16 protein-coding genes are annotated in these 16,991 nt (G+C 73.1%); 4 read left to right on the plus strand and 12 right to left on the minus strand.

The genetic code is table 11. The annotated features are described in order from the left end of the window. Positions 1-1,027: 1,027 nt before the first annotated feature. The 7 genes from K353_RS34060 to K353_RS30600 all read right to left on the minus strand — a co-directional run bounded on the left by K353_RS34060 (position 1,028) and on the right by K353_RS30600 (position 7,348). Entirely contained in the window at positions 1,028-1,246 is a 219-nt protein-coding gene (locus tag K353_RS34060) for a hypothetical protein (protein ID WP_146616595.1), read from the minus strand. A 1,053-nt stretch (positions 1,247-2,299) separates the two neighbouring features. Then, entirely contained in the window at positions 2,300-2,605 is a 306-nt protein-coding gene (locus K353_RS30575) for a YfhL family 4Fe-4S dicluster ferredoxin (RefSeq protein WP_111556755.1), read from the minus strand. Between the two features lie 166 nt (positions 2,606-2,771). Beyond that, the gene (gcvH, locus tag K353_RS30580; protein ID WP_111556756.1) at positions 2,772-3,170 is read right to left on the minus strand and encodes a glycine cleavage system protein GcvH; all 399 of its coding nucleotides are present in this window, start codon (positions 3,168-3,170) and stop codon (positions 2,772-2,774) included. Positions 3,171-4,805: 1,635 nt separating this feature from the next. Further along, entirely contained in the window at positions 4,806-5,003 is a 198-nt protein-coding gene (locus tag K353_RS34580) for a serine protease inhibitor (protein ID WP_158585523.1), read from the minus strand. Between the two features lie 344 nt (positions 5,004-5,347). Then, positions 5,348-5,674, minus strand: a complete 327-nt coding sequence (locus K353_RS30590) for a co-chaperone YbbN (protein ID WP_111556758.1) — start codon at positions 5,672-5,674, stop codon at positions 5,348-5,350. Positions 5,675-6,563: 889 nt separating this feature from the next. Continuing rightward, the gene (locus tag K353_RS30595) at positions 6,564-6,890 is read right to left on the minus strand and encodes a hypothetical protein (RefSeq protein WP_146616613.1); all 327 of its coding nucleotides are present in this window, start codon (positions 6,888-6,890) and stop codon (positions 6,564-6,566) included. 89 nt (positions 6,891-6,979) lie between these two features. Beyond that, entirely contained in the window at positions 6,980-7,348 is a 369-nt protein-coding gene (locus K353_RS30600) for a hypothetical protein (RefSeq protein WP_111556760.1), read from the minus strand. A gap of 386 nt (positions 7,349-7,734) precedes the next feature. Between K353_RS30600 and K353_RS30605 the strand changes: the two genes are divergently transcribed. Continuing rightward, the gene (locus K353_RS30605; protein ID WP_233533935.1) at positions 7,735-8,910 is read left to right on the plus strand and encodes a methyltransferase domain-containing protein; all 1,176 of its coding nucleotides are present in this window, start codon (positions 7,735-7,737) and stop codon (positions 8,908-8,910) included. A 241-nt stretch (positions 8,911-9,151) separates the two neighbouring features. Here K353_RS30605 and K353_RS30610 read toward each other — a convergent pair whose 3' ends face one another. Further along, positions 9,152-9,841 carry a hypothetical protein gene (locus K353_RS30610; protein ID WP_111556762.1) on the minus strand — a complete coding sequence of 230 codons (690 nt, stop codon included), beginning with the start codon at positions 9,839-9,841 and terminating at the stop codon, positions 9,152-9,154. Between the two features lie 290 nt (positions 9,842-10,131). On the opposite strand from K353_RS30610, the gene K353_RS34065 reads away from it, so the two are divergent. Beyond that, positions 10,132-10,434, plus strand: a complete 303-nt coding sequence (locus K353_RS34065) for a hypothetical protein (RefSeq protein ID WP_146616614.1) — start codon at positions 10,132-10,134, stop codon at positions 10,432-10,434. A gap of 505 nt (positions 10,435-10,939) precedes the next feature. On the opposite strand, the gene K353_RS30620 is transcribed toward K353_RS34065, so the two are convergent. The 3 genes from K353_RS30620 to K353_RS34585 form a co-directional block, all read right to left on the minus strand. Continuing rightward, entirely contained in the window at positions 10,940-12,214 is a 1,275-nt protein-coding gene (locus K353_RS30620) for a hypothetical protein (protein ID WP_111556764.1), read from the minus strand. Between the two features lie 856 nt (positions 12,215-13,070). Next, a complete protein-coding gene (locus K353_RS30630) occupies positions 13,071-13,415 on the minus strand; it encodes a hypothetical protein (RefSeq protein WP_111556766.1) in 345 nt (114 codons plus the stop codon). 6 nt (positions 13,416-13,421) lie between these two features. Next, a complete protein-coding gene (locus K353_RS34585) occupies positions 13,422-13,586 on the minus strand; it encodes a hypothetical protein (RefSeq protein ID WP_158585524.1) in 165 nt (54 codons plus the stop codon). Positions 13,587-14,000: 414 nt separating this feature from the next. Between K353_RS34585 and K353_RS30635 the strand changes: the two genes are divergently transcribed. Together K353_RS30635 and K353_RS30640 are read left to right on the plus strand one after the other, a co-directional pair. Next, positions 14,001-14,909 carry a LuxR C-terminal-related transcriptional regulator gene (locus tag K353_RS30635; protein ID WP_233533936.1) on the plus strand — a complete coding sequence of 303 codons (909 nt, stop codon included), beginning with the start codon at positions 14,001-14,003 and terminating at the stop codon, positions 14,907-14,909. 443 nt (positions 14,910-15,352) lie between these two features. Beyond that, a complete protein-coding gene (locus K353_RS30640; protein ID WP_370447684.1) occupies positions 15,353-15,784 on the plus strand; it encodes a response regulator in 432 nt (143 codons plus the stop codon). Positions 15,785-15,873: 89 nt separating this feature from the next. On the opposite strand, the gene K353_RS30645 is transcribed toward K353_RS30640, so the two are convergent. Beyond that, positions 15,874-16,146 carry a GlsB/YeaQ/YmgE family stress response membrane protein gene (locus K353_RS30645; protein ID WP_111556768.1) on the minus strand — a complete coding sequence of 91 codons (273 nt, stop codon included), beginning with the start codon at positions 16,144-16,146 and terminating at the stop codon, positions 15,874-15,876. Between the last annotated feature and the right edge of the window lie 845 nt (positions 16,147-16,991).

Consider the following 16,991-nt stretch of genomic DNA (forward strand, 5'->3'; position numbering starts at 1 on the left):
CCCGGCGGACGGAACGACCGGCACCGGAAAAAGCGCCATCCGCCGCCGCCCCACGCCGTGAAATCCAGGACCGCCGGAGAACACCGCAGAACACCGCACACGGGCGCAGCACCACCCGGCCCGGCGGCAAGTCAACGAAATCCAGGAGCGGCGCGGACAGTGGAATCCGGGGCCGGTCCCCGAAACCCCCCACAACGCCGCACGGGACGGCACGGGGCCGGGCAGGGCGGCCAGCGGGACGGCACGGGACGGCACGGGACGGCACGGGACGGCACGGGACGGCACGGGGCCGGGAGGGAGCAGGCCCGGCGGGGCGGGACGCCGGGCAGGGCGGGACGCCGGGCAGGGCGGCCAGCGGGACGGGGCGGCCAGCGGGACGGGGCGCAGCCGGGCACCACCACCACCTGGTCCCCCAGCTCCTCCAACTCCTCCACCACCTGGTCCTCCAGCTCCTGCTCCTGGTCCTCCCGGTCGAGCGGGCGGCCTACGGCCGCGCGGGGGTGCCGGCCTGACGGCCGCACCGGCGGGCGTGCGGGGGGCCGGGGCCTGACGACCCCGCAGCGGGACGGCGGGCGTGCCGTGGCGGCGGGCGGCGGTCGACGGCAGGCGGCGGGGCGGTCGACGGCAGGCGGCGAGGGGGCCGGGGGGCGCGGGGCCTGACGGCCCGGCAGCGGGACGGTGGCCGGCCGGTACGGGCCAATGGTGGGCGGTACCGGCCCGGGACGGCAGACGGGGCCGTGGCAGCGGGCAGCGGCGGGCGGCAGCGGCCCCGGGGACGGCGGCCAGGAGCAGCTGCCCGACACCGCACCCGGCACACCGTCAACGCGGCGGCAGCTCGGCGGCGGCGGCCCCGGGCGGGAACGGCCGGCGGCCCGGGGCGGGGATGGCAGGCGGCCCGCCGGGCCAGGGGGCAGGAGAGACAGACCTTTGACAGGCGGCCTTGACCGATTGACAAGCGATCTTGACCGGTGTCAGGGCAAGTCGCCGCCCCAGCCTTCTGGATTCGTGGCCGGGGTCCGGCCGATGTCTACCGCTGCACGGTCTTCGGCTGCTCAGCGCGATTTCGGTGCCGCGGCCCGAACCGTTCGATCAAGGCCAGAAGCAGATCGACCGCGCCGCCCACCACGAGCGCCGCCAGCACCAACCGCTGCCAAAGAGGCGCGTCTCCCAGCAGCGCCCACACCGCGCCCGCCACCACGACGACAGCACGCCACCACAACGCCCGCTTCCACCAGCCGAACACCACACCCCCAAGCCCGCAAGAACCCTGACGACCGCGCACTCTACGCCGTCCCGGACCCCTCCAACTGGGCACTCGCACACAACAACAGGTCGCTCCCCGACGGCCCCGGCACCCGTGCCCCAACTGCTCCCCATCAAGGTCAAATAGCAGGAAACGAGCACCGGTCAAACTCACCTGGCAAACGATCAAGGTCACCTGTCGAAGGTCACCGGCTGACCCGTCTCAACGAAGTTTGACGAGTCTCAGCGAAGTTTGACCGAAGACTAGTTGGGCGGCGAGGAACGCGTCGTGTGGCCGCCCCGTCGCTGTAGCCCGGCTTCCCGGTAGGTAGCTTTCGCGTTGTGACGGTTTCGGGCGGGGCGGGTAGACGGTGGGCGGCCGTGTTGTGGGTGGTGCTGGCGGTGTTGTGTACGGGCGCGGCCGCCGCCGCCTTCGTAATTGGGCTGTCCCTGGTCGCGCCGCGAGGGCCGCTGGAGTTGGTGACGGTATCGGCATGTGAAACCAGGCATGCTGGCCGCAACGACTACACCCAGTGCGAGGGCGTCCTCGCCGACGGCTCCCACGTCTCGCTGCGCCACGACGGCCGTCCGGGCGAGCAAGTCGCTGCGGCGAAGACACCGTGGGGCTCCTACATAGTTCCCAGTAAGGGCTTCATGGCCTGGACCGCCGCCTTGGCGACTCCGGTAGCACTGCTTCTGGCCGCAGTCGCGTGCACCATCTTCCCGCGAAGAGCGGTCCGTCGAACGCGGTACCGGGCAGCGGTCAAGCTTCGTTGAAACGCGTCAAGCTTCGATGAGACGGGTCACCGGCGGCCGGGCGGGGCCGTGTCCCAGCCCCGTCCCAGCCCCGCACGCGAAACACTCCCACCAGGGAAAACGGCCTGAGACCGTCCCAGCAAAACGGACATACCCGGCGTGCTGAGACATCGGTGGGACACGCCTGGGACAACCGTGGGACAACCCGGACCGGCCGGGCCGGACCGGACCGGGCAGCGGCCGGACGGCGACCGAGCGGCGGCGGACCGGGGCGGGCCGGGTTTCGGACGTGCTGGGTGATCTACTTGCGGAAGTGGCTGGGGTAGTGGCCGGCGGCCGCCTTGCGCCGCAGTTCGTCGTCGTCAGGGTGGAGGCTCAGGCTGCGCTTGAGCAGGACGTCCTCGCTCTCCACCCGCCCCGGGTCAGGCAGGCAGCATTCAACCGGACAGACCGCCTGGCACGGGATAGTGTCGTAGAAGCCCACACACTCCGAGCAGGAGTCGGGGTTGATCACATAGATCTCGCCGCCGCCGGTGATCGCGTCGTTCGGGCACTCCGGCTCGCACGCGCCGCAGTTGATGCAATCCTCGGTGATCTTGATGGCCACAGCCACTCCTTCGTGTTCCTCTACGGGTTCCCGCGGCCGGGCTGGTGTCCCGAATCGCCGCAGGCGGTGCCGGGCGGGTAGCCGCAGCCCGGCTCCGTCGGCGTCCGGCCGGACCCGGCAAACCGGCCGGGGCCGCAGGAGTACCGGGCCCCGGCCGACCGCCGGGTCAGCCCATGGTGATCAGGTCGCTGTACTTCGCGGCGTCGAGGAGCCCGTCGAGGCCGCCCACGTCGGCCAGGTCCAGCTCCACGAGCCAGCCGTCGTCGTAGGGGCCGCTGTTGACCAGCGCCGGCTCGGCCTCGAGATCCTCGTTGACCGCGGCGACCTTCCCCGCGAGCGGGGCGTAGATGTCGGAGACCGACTTCGTGGACTCCACCTCCCCCAGGCTCTCCCCCGCCGCGAGGGCGTCCCCGATCTTGGGGAGGGTGACGAAGACGATGTCCCCGAGCTGGTTCTGGGCGAAGTCGGTCAGCCCGACCCGCACCCTGCTGCCTGAGACCACCCGCACCCACTCGTGCTCCTCGGTGTACTTCAGCTCTTGCGGAACCACCGCGCCTCCTCGCATCGCACACATACCGACACCCGGTCAACGAACCCCGCCACCAGCGGACACGGCCGTCCACCACCGCACCGGGCGCACCGCCGGACGCCTGGACAGAAGCACGGCGGCCAGGACGCGGCCCGGGGCCGGCGGCCGGCCAACCACCCCCGGCGGCAGCGGCCCCGGGGACGTCGGCGGGACGGCGGCCGAGCGGGCCGGACGGAGCCGGGGCAGCGGCAGGGCACCGGGGCGGCGGCGGGACGGCGGCCGAGCGGGCCGGACGGAGCCGGGGCAGCGGCAGGGCGCCGGGGCGGCGGCGGGCACCGGGGCGGGTGGCGGTCGACGGGCACGAGCCGGGTACCGGGAGCGCGGCCCGGACGCCGACACAGCGACGCCCTGGCGGCCGACGACAGGCGGCCGACGACAGGCGGCCGACGACAGGCGGCAGGCGGCGGGCGGGGCGGGACGGGCGGGCCGGCGGGCCGGCGGGCCGGCGGGCCGGACGGGGCGGGACGGCGGGCCGGACGGGGCGGGACGGCGGGCCGGACGGGGCGGGACGGCGGGCCGGACGGGGCGGGACGGCGGGCCGGGCGGGCCGGCGGGCCGGACGGCGGGCGACGGGCACCGGGACCGGGGGCGCGTGCGGACGCCGCCCCTGAGGGATTCGTCCCGGCCGCGTGCTCGAAGCGCGCCCGGTCACCGCAGGGACGGCGTCGACGCGGAACCCGGACCCGGAGGATCGCGTGCGCCCACAGGACTGGACGCGGGGTTCCGCACCGCCCGTATGACCCACAGGAGCGGCTGCATGCACCCCGGCCGGACACCACCCCCATGACCACCGGCCGAAACGCTCACCCCGGGCGCCCCGACGGCCTCCCCGCGGGACGGCGGACCGGCCGGGACCTGACAGAGCCGGCCGGGCCGGGGCAGCGGCGGGACGGCGGACCGGGCCGGGGCGCGGAGGGCGCAGACGGCGGAGGGCGGCACCGAACGGCGGCGGACGGCACCGGGAAGCAACACCACGACCACGACGACGACCAGGCGCAGCCACACCTGGCCAGAACAGCGGCCAGCACCCGGCCCGCAGCCCGCGATCGGCCAACCGCCCCTGGCGGCAGACGGGGCCCAGGCGCCCGCCCTCCGGGAAGCCGCACCACGACCAGGCGCAGCCGCACTGGGCCGAAAGCGGCGGCGGGCGGCGGGACGGCGGGCCAGGCGGCGGGCAGGCGGCGGGCAGGCGGGGCAGGCGGCCGGACGCGGCCGAGCGGGACGGCGGGCCGGGCGGCGGCGGGCGGGACGGCAGCAGCCGAAGGAGGGGCCGCGCGGCGGGATGCGGAGCCCAGTCCCAGCACCGTCCCAGCACCGCACACGAAACGCCCCCACCAGGGGATACGGCCTGAGACCGTCCCAGCAAAACGGACATACCCGGCATGCCGAGACACCCGTGGGACACGCCTGGGACAGCCCCCACCCACACCGCCCCCAGGCCGGGCCCGCCTCGGCCGGGGCGGGGCGGACGGCGACTCCACCGGCGCAGCGGCACCCAGCGCCCACCTCGCGCTTCGACGGGCCCGCCCCGGCCGGAGGCGAGGAACCAGGGCGCGGGGGCCGGGCCGGTGTGGGCAGTCGGGCCGGGGGCGGGGACGGCCACCGGTAGCCTCAGCCGACGCGAGGGACCTGGCTCACGATCTTGGCCTCGTCCACGTACACGCGCACCCGGTCCTCCCGGTAGTCCGCCGAGGCCATGTCGCCATCGGCGATCACGGCGACCTCCGTGATCCCGGAGTTCGCAGCCCGGATCACCCTCTCCGCCTCCACGACGCTCTTGCCCAGCAGCTCGGGCCACTCTTCCTGCACGGTGCTCTCCCTCTCTCGGCAACCACTGCGAGGTCCCAGCGAACCACCTGCGCACCGGCGTTTCCCCGACCACCACCCCATCGAGTGACACACCACCCGCCCACGACACCGCCCGGCGCGAGAGCCGATGAACAACCGCACCACGCCACCACCCCGGCCCGTTCCCCCGCAGTACCACCCCAGTCCAGCCCGGCATGACGGCTAGTACGACGACCAGGCGCAGCCACGCCGGCCCGGCAACGGCGGCCAGAACGCGGCCAGAAGCCTGCCTCGCCCGCTCGCACCGACTCGGACACAGGGGGCGCAGCGCGGACAGGCCCGGAGCGGGGCGGAGAGGCGGCGGGTCAGAGGTTGGCGTCGACGAACTCCGTCAGCTGGCCCTTGCTGAGCCCTCCGGCCCTGCGGGCGACTTCCACGCCCTTCTTGTAGACGATCAGGGTGGGGACGGCCGTGACGTTCTGCTGGGGCGGGGTGGCGGGCTGCTGGTCGATATTGTGCCGGGCGACGATCAGCCGGCCCTCGTAGGTGCCCGCTAGGGCGTCGACATCCGGCTTGATCATCTTGCAGGGGCCCGCCCACTCGGCCCAGAAGTGCACCAGCACCGGACCGGCGGCGTGCAGGACCTGGTCGGCGAAGCTGGCGTCGGTGGTGTCGATCGGCGTGGCGGCCATGGACGTGGGGCCTTCCTGTACGGCGGGCCGCACCGGCCCGGCGGGCCCGGTACGAAGCCGGGACGACGAACACGCGCCCGGCCACCCACCACCCCACCAACAACCCGCCACCCCGGGAAAGCAGCGATCCAGCCACACCCGACACGACCACCCGCCCAAACCCGCTGCTCCCGGCGGGCCCAGGCCCCCGCACCCGGGAAACAGCACCACGACGAGAAACCGCGACGGGCCGGATCAGCAGCCAGGCACAGCCGCAGCGGGCCGCGAACGGCGGCCAAGGCACCCGGGACCGGCGAACGGCGGCCAAGTCGGGCCGGGGCCGACGGCGGCCAGGCCGCGCTCCCCGCGGCGGAAAGCAGCCCGGCCACCACCGCCCCGCACGGCCCAGGGCCCGAGCACACCACCGCGCCAATCCCCCGGCAAACCCGACACGCGAATACACGCCCCGCCAAAACGACCCCGACCAGCCGCAATCCAGACCGAACCTGCAAGGAAAAAGCAGGACGGAACCCAGCAGCATTTCCGACGGGCCGTCAAATCACCGCAACACCCCGAAAACGGCCCCGCGCCCCGGCGGGCCCCGCCCGGCCGGGACAAACGACCACCCAAAGTCACCAAAACCCACCAGACCCGGAGCACCGCCAGGTCGCCGAACAACACCCGCCCACCCACTCGAAATGGTCCACCAGACGACGAAACCAGCCCCCGAAACACCGTAAGGTCACACACCAGGCCGGCCGGGGCCGGACGAGACGGGACGGAGCCCGCCAGGCCGGGCCGGGACGGGCGAGGCGAGGCAGACCGGACCGGAGACACCCGAGCTGGAGGGCGTGACCTCGCCCGCCGCTTCCCGCCAACCAGCCCACCGTCGGCACCTGACCGGGCTGGCCTACGCGGCCGCCGCGGCCCGCTCGGACTTCGCGTGGGCGAGCGCGATGATCAGGCGGGGGAACCCGTAGGCGACCAGCACATCGGCCACGGCGATGAAGGCGGTCAGGTACCAGGACAGATGGCCCGGGTTGTCGACCGGGTAGGACACTCCCGCGCACCCGAAGGCCATCACGAACAGCAGCAGGACGGTGAAGAAGCGGCTCCCGGCGGTGTTGACGCCCCTGAGGTCAAGGCGCTGCAACAGCTGCGCGCAGGAGAGCCCGGCCGTCGGCAGGACAATCGCGGCCGCGCAGCTGATCGGCCACGGGGTGCTGAGCGCGGTCAATCCGGCGACCGTGTAAGGGACGTTGACAGCCCACCAGAACACGGCGATGGCCGCGAGTACCAGTCCCCCTGCGGTAAGCCCGCGAGCGCTCATCCCTGGCCGTTCCGAGGGCGGGGTCCGTGGGCGGCCGCGGCGAGAGCTTGCACGGCCGGCGCCCAGCGGGCGATCAGGTCCATCACGTCGGGCAGCTCGGCGGCGTAGGCGGTGAGGATACTGGTGTCCTCATTGCCGTACAGGTCAATCGCGAAGTGGGGTATTGTGCCGTAGCGGTGATAAACCGTCATCTCGAGCAGCAGCTCCTCTCCGGTCCACTCGCCTGCGCGCAGGCAGGAACTGGTCCACCGTTCGAACCCGGCCTTCTTCAGCATGGCGTACCAGTCACCGCTGCCGTCATCGGGAACGGGGTCCTTGGGCAGGGCGGTCCACTCGCCACTCTCGTACACCAGCCAGTCACTCACCAACGTCTCCTTCGCGTCTCGGGGCACAGGCCAGTCTCGGGCAGGCGGCACCGCCGGCGTGGACGAATCGGGATCCTCGTCCGGCCCCGGGCACGCTCTGCCAGGAGACCGGCAGCGGGCTGCGACACCGCGTGGGGTTCCGGCGTGCCGCACCGCGGCGGCGGAACGCGGGAGCAGACGCGCGATGCGGGTCTTGCGGCGGCCACGGAACGCACGCCACGATGATGACCCCGTTGAGTGGGAGGTTATTAACGATGGGTGACCAAAACCAGGGTGGGGCGCAGGACGGCGGGGGCGGGGCGCATGCGAAGCCGGGGGGGTCCGACGATCGGGCCGAAGCCGAGCCCGGACGGCCAGGGGCCCGCTCCTGATCCGAAGCACAAGAAGTGAGCGGCGACTTGGCGGCGGGCGCCCGGGCAGCGCTGGCCGGTCGACTGGCGGGCGCGGGCGTGCTGGAGGCCGGGTGGCGCGGGGCGTTCGAGGCCGTTGCCCGGCATCTGTTCCTGCCGCCGGTGTACTGGGAGTTCGTCGACGGCAGTGCGGTGCGGCGCGACCGGGGCACGGACCCGCAGGAGTGGCTGGCCGGCGCCTACCGGAACACGGCGGCCATCACGCAGTGGGACGACGGCGACGAGGCCGGCGGGCAGCAGGACTTCACGTCGAGTCTGAGCATGCCGACGATGGTGGCGCGGATGCTCGCCGACCTCGCGGTCGAGGACGGACACCGGGTGCGGGAAGTCGGTACCGGGCCGGGCTTCAACGCCGCGCTGCTGGCGCACCGCCTGGGCGCGGAGAAAGTGGTGAGCGTCGAGATCGACGAGGCCGTCGCCGGCCTCGCGCGCAAGAACTTGGCCGCCGCGGGCCTGGACGGGGTGCAGGTGGTGACCGGGGACGGCGCCGACCCCGCACTCGGGCCGAGCGGGCCGGCCGACCGGCTGATCGCCACCTGTTCCACCCTGCTGAGCGACGTCCCCCTCGGCTGGGTCGAACAGAGCGCGCCGGGCGGCGTCATCGTCGCCCCCGCCGCCACGCTGTTCGGCGGCGGCGCCACCGCCCGCCTCCAGGTCGCCGCCGACGGGCGCTGCGCGAACGGCCGGTTCACCGGTGCCGCCGACTTCATGCGGATGCGTCAGCAGCGCTACCAGGCACCGCCGGTGGACGCCTACCTCCCCGGCCAGTGGCCCGGCGACGCGAAGGCGTCGCTCACCGGCCTCGACCCGGAGGACATCGGAAGCTCCTGGCTGGCCCAGTTCGCCGTCGGCGCCGCCCTCCCGGACGTGTACTACCGTCGCGCCCCGTACGGGGACACGGTCACGTGGTGGTTCTTCGACACCGCGGTGACGTCCTGGGCGACGGTCGACTCCGTCCCCGGCCGGGGCGAGTTCGAGGTCCGGCAGAGCGGGCCCCGCCGACTGTGGGAGGAGATCCGCACCGCCCACGACACCTGGGACAAGGCCGGCCGGCCCGGCTACGAGCGGTTCGGACTCACCGTCAGCACCGCCGGCACCCGCACCGTCTGGCTCGACCATCCCGACCACCCCTGGGACCCGACCACGCCCTGACCCTGACATCGGACCCAAACCCGAACCGGTGGCCGACATGGCACCAGCAGGACGCCCTCCCCGACGTGACAGGATTCGGAGCGCTCCGCCCGCACACCAGTGCCCGCGGGCAGAGCACCGACCCGGCCGACGGCGCCTGCTAGCACCCAAACCCTGGCAGTCGCCGAGGACAACAACAGGCAGGCCTCGGACGCGGTGTCCGGGGCCTGCCTGTTGTTGCTCTGCCCAGTCGGGCGGCGGATCAGAGGCCGCTGCGGCGCACGACGGGCCGGGTGGGCCTCGTCCGGTCGGGGGCCGGGGCGTGGGCGCCTGCACGGGTGCGCTCCAGCCAGCCGACGACCTGCCGGACGGTCGCCGCATCGAGGTGGCGGGTGAGCTCGCGCACCGCCTGGTGGTCGTCGTCGGTCAGCGTGTACAGCCCGGCGCGGGCGAGGGCGGTGTACAGCGGGTCGGCGGCAGCGCCCGCAAGGCGGCGGTGCGCGGTGTCGGTGTGCTGCCGGGCGTCGTGGGCGGCCTCGGCCGCACACTGCGCGACGTCGCGCCGGTGCCCGGCCGCGGTCTGGGCCCGCTGCAGGCCGAGGTCCCGGTCCCGGTCGTAGGCTCCGCCCTGGGCGGCGGTCTCGGCGCGGATGCGCTGCCACTCCTCGTAGGCGGCCGCGGCGCGGGCGAAGGCGCTCTCGTCTCCGGCGTCGGCGTACCGGTCGGCGGTGCGCAGGTCGGCGTGGGCATCGTTGAGGGCCTGGTCGATGGCAGCCAGGGTGAGGCCGGCGGCCCGGCGGCGGATCCGGGTGCGCCTTCTCGCCGCGCAGGCCGTCCTCGGGGTCGCCGCTCTCGTCCTCGTCCGTGCTCTGGTCGTCGTCCGGGTGGGCGGGGTGCTGGGCGAGGGCGGCGTGGAGCGTGGCTCCGGCCTCCCAGGACTCGGCGTGCACAACCGGCTGGGTGCGGCCGTCGCTGCCCGGGGTGGCGACGAGCCGTCCGTCGACCAGGGCGGCCCAACCGATGAGGCCGTCGACGTCCTTCTCGACCCAGCCGCGGGCGAGGCCGGCGCCGTGGTACAGGGTGCGGATGCCGTCGCGGCCGGACCAGCGCAGCCAGATCGCCCCGCGCACCAGCGGCGAGTCGAGAATCGCCCGGCCCAGATCCCGATCGGCGGGCTGCAACCGAGTGCGGATGTCGGACAGGGCCAGCGGGACGGGCGCGGCGGGGTCGGGGCCGGAGCGGGTGGCGTCGGTCATCGCGGGCGGTGCCTCCGGAGTCGGAAACGGGTGTGATGATGGCGGGGGGTGCGGCGAGTTCTGCGGGGATGCTGCCAGTGCCGGTGGTCAGGCAGGCGGTGATCAGGGCGTGCAGGCCCATCGAGTCGCAGAACGCGATTCCGGACAGCTCCAGCACGAGCTGCTTGCCAATGGCACCACCATCGAGATCAGCCTCGGCCTGTTCATCGCCATCAGCCGCAACCGCCGAAACACCATCCTCACCGCCCGCGCCAAGCGTCTCACGGAGCTCAGCATGCGCTGGCAGTGATCGGGGCTCGGGCATCGGCCTGCCGTCCGGTCGGTGCTCGGGGTGTGCGGAACTAGATGCGCTCACGCTCGGCGGCCTCCCGCGCCCACTGCTCGGCCACGTCCTCGCGGCAGCCGGCGCACAGCCCGTCGTCGCCCCAGGTGTCGGCCCGCTCCTGCCCGGCCCCCCGCTCGTCCGAGAACGCCGTCTTGCAGCGGGTGCAGGCCGGACGGCGCCGCTCCCGCTGCGCCTACTCCCGCTTCGCCTCCCGCTCCGCACGGGCCCGACCCCTTGACCAGCATGTTGTCCCGCGGGTTGTCCCGCCCGAATTGCCCTGGTCAAGGGCCTTGTCCTCCCGGTTTGTCCGTCACCGGGATCACGGCCCCGGCGCCCGGTCAGAGGTCATGGACGTGGGCCTGGAGGATGCTCCGGGCGGCGAGCTCCGGGGTGTCGGGGTGGGTGAGGCGGCCCAGCACCTGGTCGCGCTGCTGCTCGGCCAGGTGCTGGGGTGCCGGGTGTGGCGGGGTCAGGACCAGGTGCCGCCGTTGCCGAACTTGAAGACGTAGTCGGCGGTGGACGTGTAGGCGTTGGAGAGGGCGAAGGTCGCGGTGCCGGGCCGGTAGACGCCGAAGGTGGTGCGGCCCTTGGCACTCCAGTCGCCGACGACGGGCAGGTCGCCCTTCTCGCCGTAGGTGGCGGTGGTCACGGTGCCGTCGTCGTGGCGCAGGGCGAAGGTGTTGGCGTCGCCCGGGTTGGTGCCGGCGCGGAAGACGCCCATCTGGGTGTGGCCCACGCCGTCCCAGTCGCAGACGATCGGGGTGTCGCCCGGGTTGCCCAGAGAAGCGCTGGTGGTAGTGCCGTCGTCGTGGCGGACAGTGAACGTCGCGGTGCTGGGCCGGTAGACCGCCATCTGGGCATGGCCGTTGTGGTCCCACATCCCCGGCACCGGCACGTCCCCGGCGTTGCCGAACACCAGCGAGTCCGAGCTCGCGTCGTCGTGCCGCAGCACGAACTCGCGGGTGCTGGGCCGGTAGACACCGAGCTGGTCGTGCCCCAACCCGTCCCAGTCCCCCGTGATCGGCACGTCGCCGGCCTTACCGAACCCCGCGACCACGTCCGCGCTGCCCGCCGAGTTCGAGTTCCGCAGCGCCCACACACCGTCCCGGAACACGCCGATCGTCGACGCCGACCCGCCCCACTTCCCCGACACCGGCACATCACCGCTGTACACCCGAGCGGACGGGTCGTCGACGATGTTGTTGTAGCGGTAGGGGAGGAAGCCGCCGCTGGTCATATCGGAGCGGGTCATGACGCGGGAGCGGGCGGTGGAGTCGGAGGTGGGTTCCTCGTAGATGGTGGCGGAGGTGTGGCCCGAGTCGTTCCAGCCGACGAACAGCACCATGTGGGTGTTGATGTTGTTGAGGGTGTCGCCGGGCTTGAGGCTGTCCAGGCCGGCGAGCCGGGTGGAGTAGTTGACGGCGGAGTTGGTGGTGAAGCCGCTGTTGGTGCCGGAGGTGTTGATGTGCCAGGCCATGGAGACGAAGCCGGAGCAGTCCTGCCGGTACAGGGTGCCGCTGCCGTCGGTGTGATAGCTGACCTGGGAGTACGGGACGGTTTGGTCCACCCAGGACTTGGCGCGGGCCAGGACCTCGGAGCGGGTGATCTGGCCGCCGACCGAGGACGCGGCCTGGGCGGTGGCCGCGGTGGCTACCGTGAGCGCCGTGGTGGCGACGGCGCCGGAGGCGGCGATCGCGGCGGCCAGGGCGACGCCAACGAGCTTGGAGCTGCGGGAGGAAGGCATGGCGGAGTTCTCCTCGGAAAGGTTCGGGTGGCGATGTGGCGTGCCGGGCACGCGAGAAGGCTCGGTGGTGCTGGTGGACGGCTGTCCTGCAGGAACAGCGGTCAGGGCACCCGGGCGGGCGTTGTGGGATGGCGGCGGCCCAGCAGACGCTGGTGGGCGGCGGGCAGGTGACGCAGGGGGCTGTAGGGCCGCGAGACGGCCGAGGGCCCGGGCGCCTGTATGCCGGTGGCCGGCGCAGCACGTGGGCCGCGGCGGTTGCGCACCGGGGCGGCGTGTCGCCGGGGGAGATCGGTTCAGGGCGAGAGCGGGTGTCTGTCGGTGTCTCGGAGGTAGCGCCGGCGCAGCGGTGGCGAGGCATGCGGGGCGTGGGTGAGCAGTTGGCGCAGGACGGCCTGCGGGTCGGTGCGCGGGAGTTCGGGGCGGCGCGGTAGATCAGCAGGTCGATCCGGTCTGTCTCGCAGCGGACGGTGATGTGCCGGAGGGCGTCGGCGGGCCGGGCATGCGCCACAGGGGCGCCAGCACCTCGTCCGCCTTGCTGGCTGGGGTGTGTGGGGTGGTGTCTTTGCGGTGCAGTGAGGCGTAGACGACGTCCATCCGCGGTCAGCCGCCCCAGCCAAGGCTGTCGGTGGTGACGGTGGCGGGCGGGGCGGGGGTGTCGGCGGACGGCTGCCCTGCAGGAACAGCCGGAGCGTGAACACCGGGCGCTGCGTGGTCGGCAGCCGGGGTCGGCACGGGCCGGTGGGGCGGGGTTCAAGCGGGCAGCGGGTGTCCGTCGGAAGGACGGTGGTACGGCGGCGCCGGGAAGAACGGTGTGCGGGCCCCTGGAATGCGGCCGCGGGTGGTGTGGAACGGGAGGTCAGCACGCAGTGGGCGGGGTCGGCGGCTGGTAGCGCCGTTGCAGCATCGGCGATGCCCGGTGGCTGCGGGTGATCAGGCTGTGTGCGACGGCCAGCGGATCCTTCGCTCCGGCTTCAGCCGGGGCTGCGGGGTGCCCGGTGGCGGGTGCGGCGTCGGTGGTGGGGCGGGTCAGCAGGTAGAGCAGCAGGTCGACCCGTTCCGACTCGCAGCGGACGGTGATGTGTTGGACGGCGTCGGTGGGCTGGGCGTGCGCCCACAGGACCGCCTGGATCTCTTCCGCTTCCCCGTCTCGGGGCCGGCCGGCGGTGTCCTTGCGGTGCAGCGAGGCGTAGACGACGTCCATCCGCGGTCAGCCGCCCCAGCCCAGGCTGTCGGTGGTGACGGTGGCGGGCGGGGCGGGGGTGGTGGGGACCGCGGCCGTGTCGGTGGCGGAGGCGGCCACCGGGGTCAGGAGCAGGGCGCCGAGCGAGACGGCGAGGACCGCGGCGGTCTTGGCGATGTGGGTGCTGGTCATGGTGGTCTTCCTTCGGACGTGACGGGGGATCGGGTGGCCGGTCCGGTGGAGGAGTCCCGCGGTCGACCCTCTCCCGGTCGCCGCCCGGTTGTCGTTCTCCCTGGCGGCGAGCTCTACTTTCGCCGCTCCGGAACCCCGCCGGAAGGGGTTCCGGATGTCGCCAACCGGACTGTCCGACACCAGACACGACGCCATGTCCACATCATGAATTGAGGCGGGCACTCTTCGGGCATAGGCCTGCGGATGCCCCATAGGGCACAGAATCGATCTTGTGATCGAACGGGCTGGTCTGCCAGGATGCGTGACGCTTCGTATGCCACCGCACACGACATCACCCGTGAACCACCACATGAGGGGGGACCATGCTGGAGGCTCTGGGACTCACGGCCACGGCCGGCCGGGTCTACCGGGCACTTGCTCGACCGACCCGCCGACGGCATCGCCGAGATCGCCGCCCACTGCGAAATCGGCGAGAACGAGGTGCACGATAGCCTGGACGAACTCGGCAACCTCATGCTGGTGCGCGCCTCCGCCGAACACCCCGGCCGGATGCGCGCCGTCGACCCCGCCATCGGCCTCGCCGACCTGCTGGCCCGCCAGGAAGCCGAACTCGCCGAACGCCAGGCCACCCTGGCCGCCTCCCGCGCCGCCGTCACCCGCATGGTCGCCGACCGCGCCGGGCACGGAGAGCGGCTGCTCGGCATGGACGCCATCTTGCACCGCCTGGAACGCATGGGCCGCGACACCACCCGCGAAGTCATCAGGATCCAACCCGGCAACCAGCGCCCCGAGGACCTCGACGCCTCCCAGCCCAACGACGCCGCGGCGCTCGCCCGCGGCATCGCCATCCGCACCCTCTACCAGGACTCCACCCGCCACCAGCCCCACACCGTTACCTACGCCCACTGGCTGCACAGCCACAGCGGCGAAGTGCGCACCTCCCCCACCGTCCCCCAGCGCATCGTCATCGTCGACCGCCGCGAAGCCCTCGTCCCCATCGACCCCGGAGACAACCGAAAAGGCGCCCTATACGTCACCGAACCCGGCCTCCTCCACTCTCTGACCGACCTGTTCGACCAAGCCTGGAACACCGCCGTCCCCCTCGGCACCACCACCCCCCAGGACCCCGCCACCGGCCTCACCACCACCGAACGCGAACTCCTGAGCCTCCTCGGCACCGGCCTCACCGACGACGCCGCAGGCCAGCGCCTCGGATTCTCCTCCCGCACCGTCGGCCGCCACATGGCCTCCATCATGGAACGCCTCAACGCCACCAGCCGCTTCGAAGCCGGCATCAAAGCCGCCCAGCGCGGCTGGCTCTGACTGGGCGTTACGCGATGATCAGCGGTAGCTTCCCACTCCGGTACGGCGGGGCTGTCTGCGCCGGAGAATTTTGGCCCCATCCGTCTCGGCCGATCGCGCGTCCTGTACGGATCCGCACAACCTGGGCGCGCCGCGGCTGGTAGACCGGGGACGGGGCTGGCACCTGGGTCCTGGCCCGGTCCGGGGGCTGGTCATTCCTGCGTGCTCTGGCGCATGTCCGACCCGCATCGATCAGGTGGTGGGCGGCCCGGCGGTCGCCGGGCGGCTCGGCCGGGCCGCCGAGGAGCGCAGCGCGGCCCGCCGCGGACGCGAACGCCCCGACCGGCCGGACCGGCCAAGATCAGGGGCGGTTGTTGGGGATCGGTCCGGGGCCTAAGGTGAGGGGCCCGCAAGCGCCCGCCGGGCATGCGACCCTCTCGATGCGGCGCCCAGGGAGAATTCCGATGCCCACCGGCCCCGCCCGCCCCAGCCGTGTCCTGCTGATCGAGGACGACGCGGGCGACGCCGTGCTCATCGGCGAGGCGCTGAACGAGCGCGGCGCGCGCGACCTCATCCAGGTCACCGACGGCATCGCCGCGCTGGAGCACCTGCGCGACCCCGCCAGCGCGCGCCCCGACCTGATCGTCCTGGACCTCAACATGCCCCGCATGAACGGCCGTGAACTGCTGCGCATCCTCAAGAGCGACGAGAGCCTGCGCACCATCCCCGTCGTCGTCCTCACCACCTCCTCCTCACCGCACGACATCTCCGACGCCTACAGCAACCACGCCAACGCCTACGTCACCAAACCGGTCAACCTCGAAGCATTCGAACGGGCCGTGCGGAGCATCGACGCCTTCTACCTCGACACCGCCACCCGCCCGCCCCGCCACTGAACCCACGTCGGCGGACAGCCGAATAGCGGCCGGCATGCACTGTGGCGGCCCCCCTTCGTGGGGGGCCGCCACAGTGCATGCCGGCCGGTTCAGGCGCGGCTGTGTCGGTTACCGGTGACGAGGCGGTAGACGACCAGGAGGATGATCGAGCCGACGATGGCGGCGACCCAGGTGGAGATGTCGAAGAAGCCGTCGATCGAGTCCACGCCGAAGATGACCTTGCCGAGCCAACCGCCGAGCAGACCGCCCGCGATGCCGATGAGCATCGTGATGATGATGCCGCCCGGGTCCTTGCCCGGCATCAGCGCCTTCGCGATCGCGCCCGCCAGCAGACCGATCAGTATCCAGGCCAGGATGCCCATGTGCTCTCTCTGCTTCTACGCGCGTGGCCGGTGACGCAAGCCGTCTGCGCCGAACCGCAATTTCCAAACCCCCGAACCTTCAGGCCCCCGCATGCGGGCGGTGCGAACTCCCGCGGGGGTGGCGGCGTCCGCGCCGCACGCGATGCTCCCCGCGAGGCGTGTGGCGCGGACGTCGGCGGGGCTGGGGCGCCCCGAGCTGCGGGACGCCCCAGCACGCGGTCCGGCCGCACTCTTCGCCTCTTTTCACGCAATTCGGTTGAAAATTCCCCGGCCCCGCCACGGAAAGCCCTCGCTGCGGACTGCGCGTTCGAGGGGGCGGAGCCGACTCCTGCCGTTCACCCGGTCCAACGGAAGGCTCTGCCTCAACTTCCGTGTGGACCCGGCAACTGAGCTCGCTGCTATCGGGCGATCAGCAGGTCACCGGATGCGGCAACCAGGTTACTGGCTGTGCGGGCGCCGCCGTGCGTGGTCCTTCGCCCGCAGCGGACAACCGCAGCCCGGTACGGGTATCGCGCGCACGGCGGCGCCCGGGCCGGAACCCGACAGCGAGGTCACCTGCGCCCGCGGCCCGGGCGCCGGTTCCGGCCCCACCCGTACGACCCGCGGCACCCGGCGCGTGGGTCCCCGCCCCGCACGACCGTTCCGAAGATGCGCGGCGGGGACACCGGTGGGGCCGGGGCGTCCCGAGCCGCGGGGCGCCTCGGCATGCGGTCCGGCCACCCTCTCCGCCGCCCGACCAGGACGGAGGGGTGCCACGGCCGGCCTGTGGACCGGCCCGGCACTACCAACACCGCCCCCACCCAACGACCACCACCGCACCAACGGCACGAAACCCGCCCCGGACC

This window comes from Kitasatospora sp. SolWspMP-SS2h (assembly GCF_003259315.1).
Lineage (GTDB): Bacteria > Actinomycetota > Actinomycetes > Streptomycetales > Streptomycetaceae > Kitasatospora > Kitasatospora fiedleri.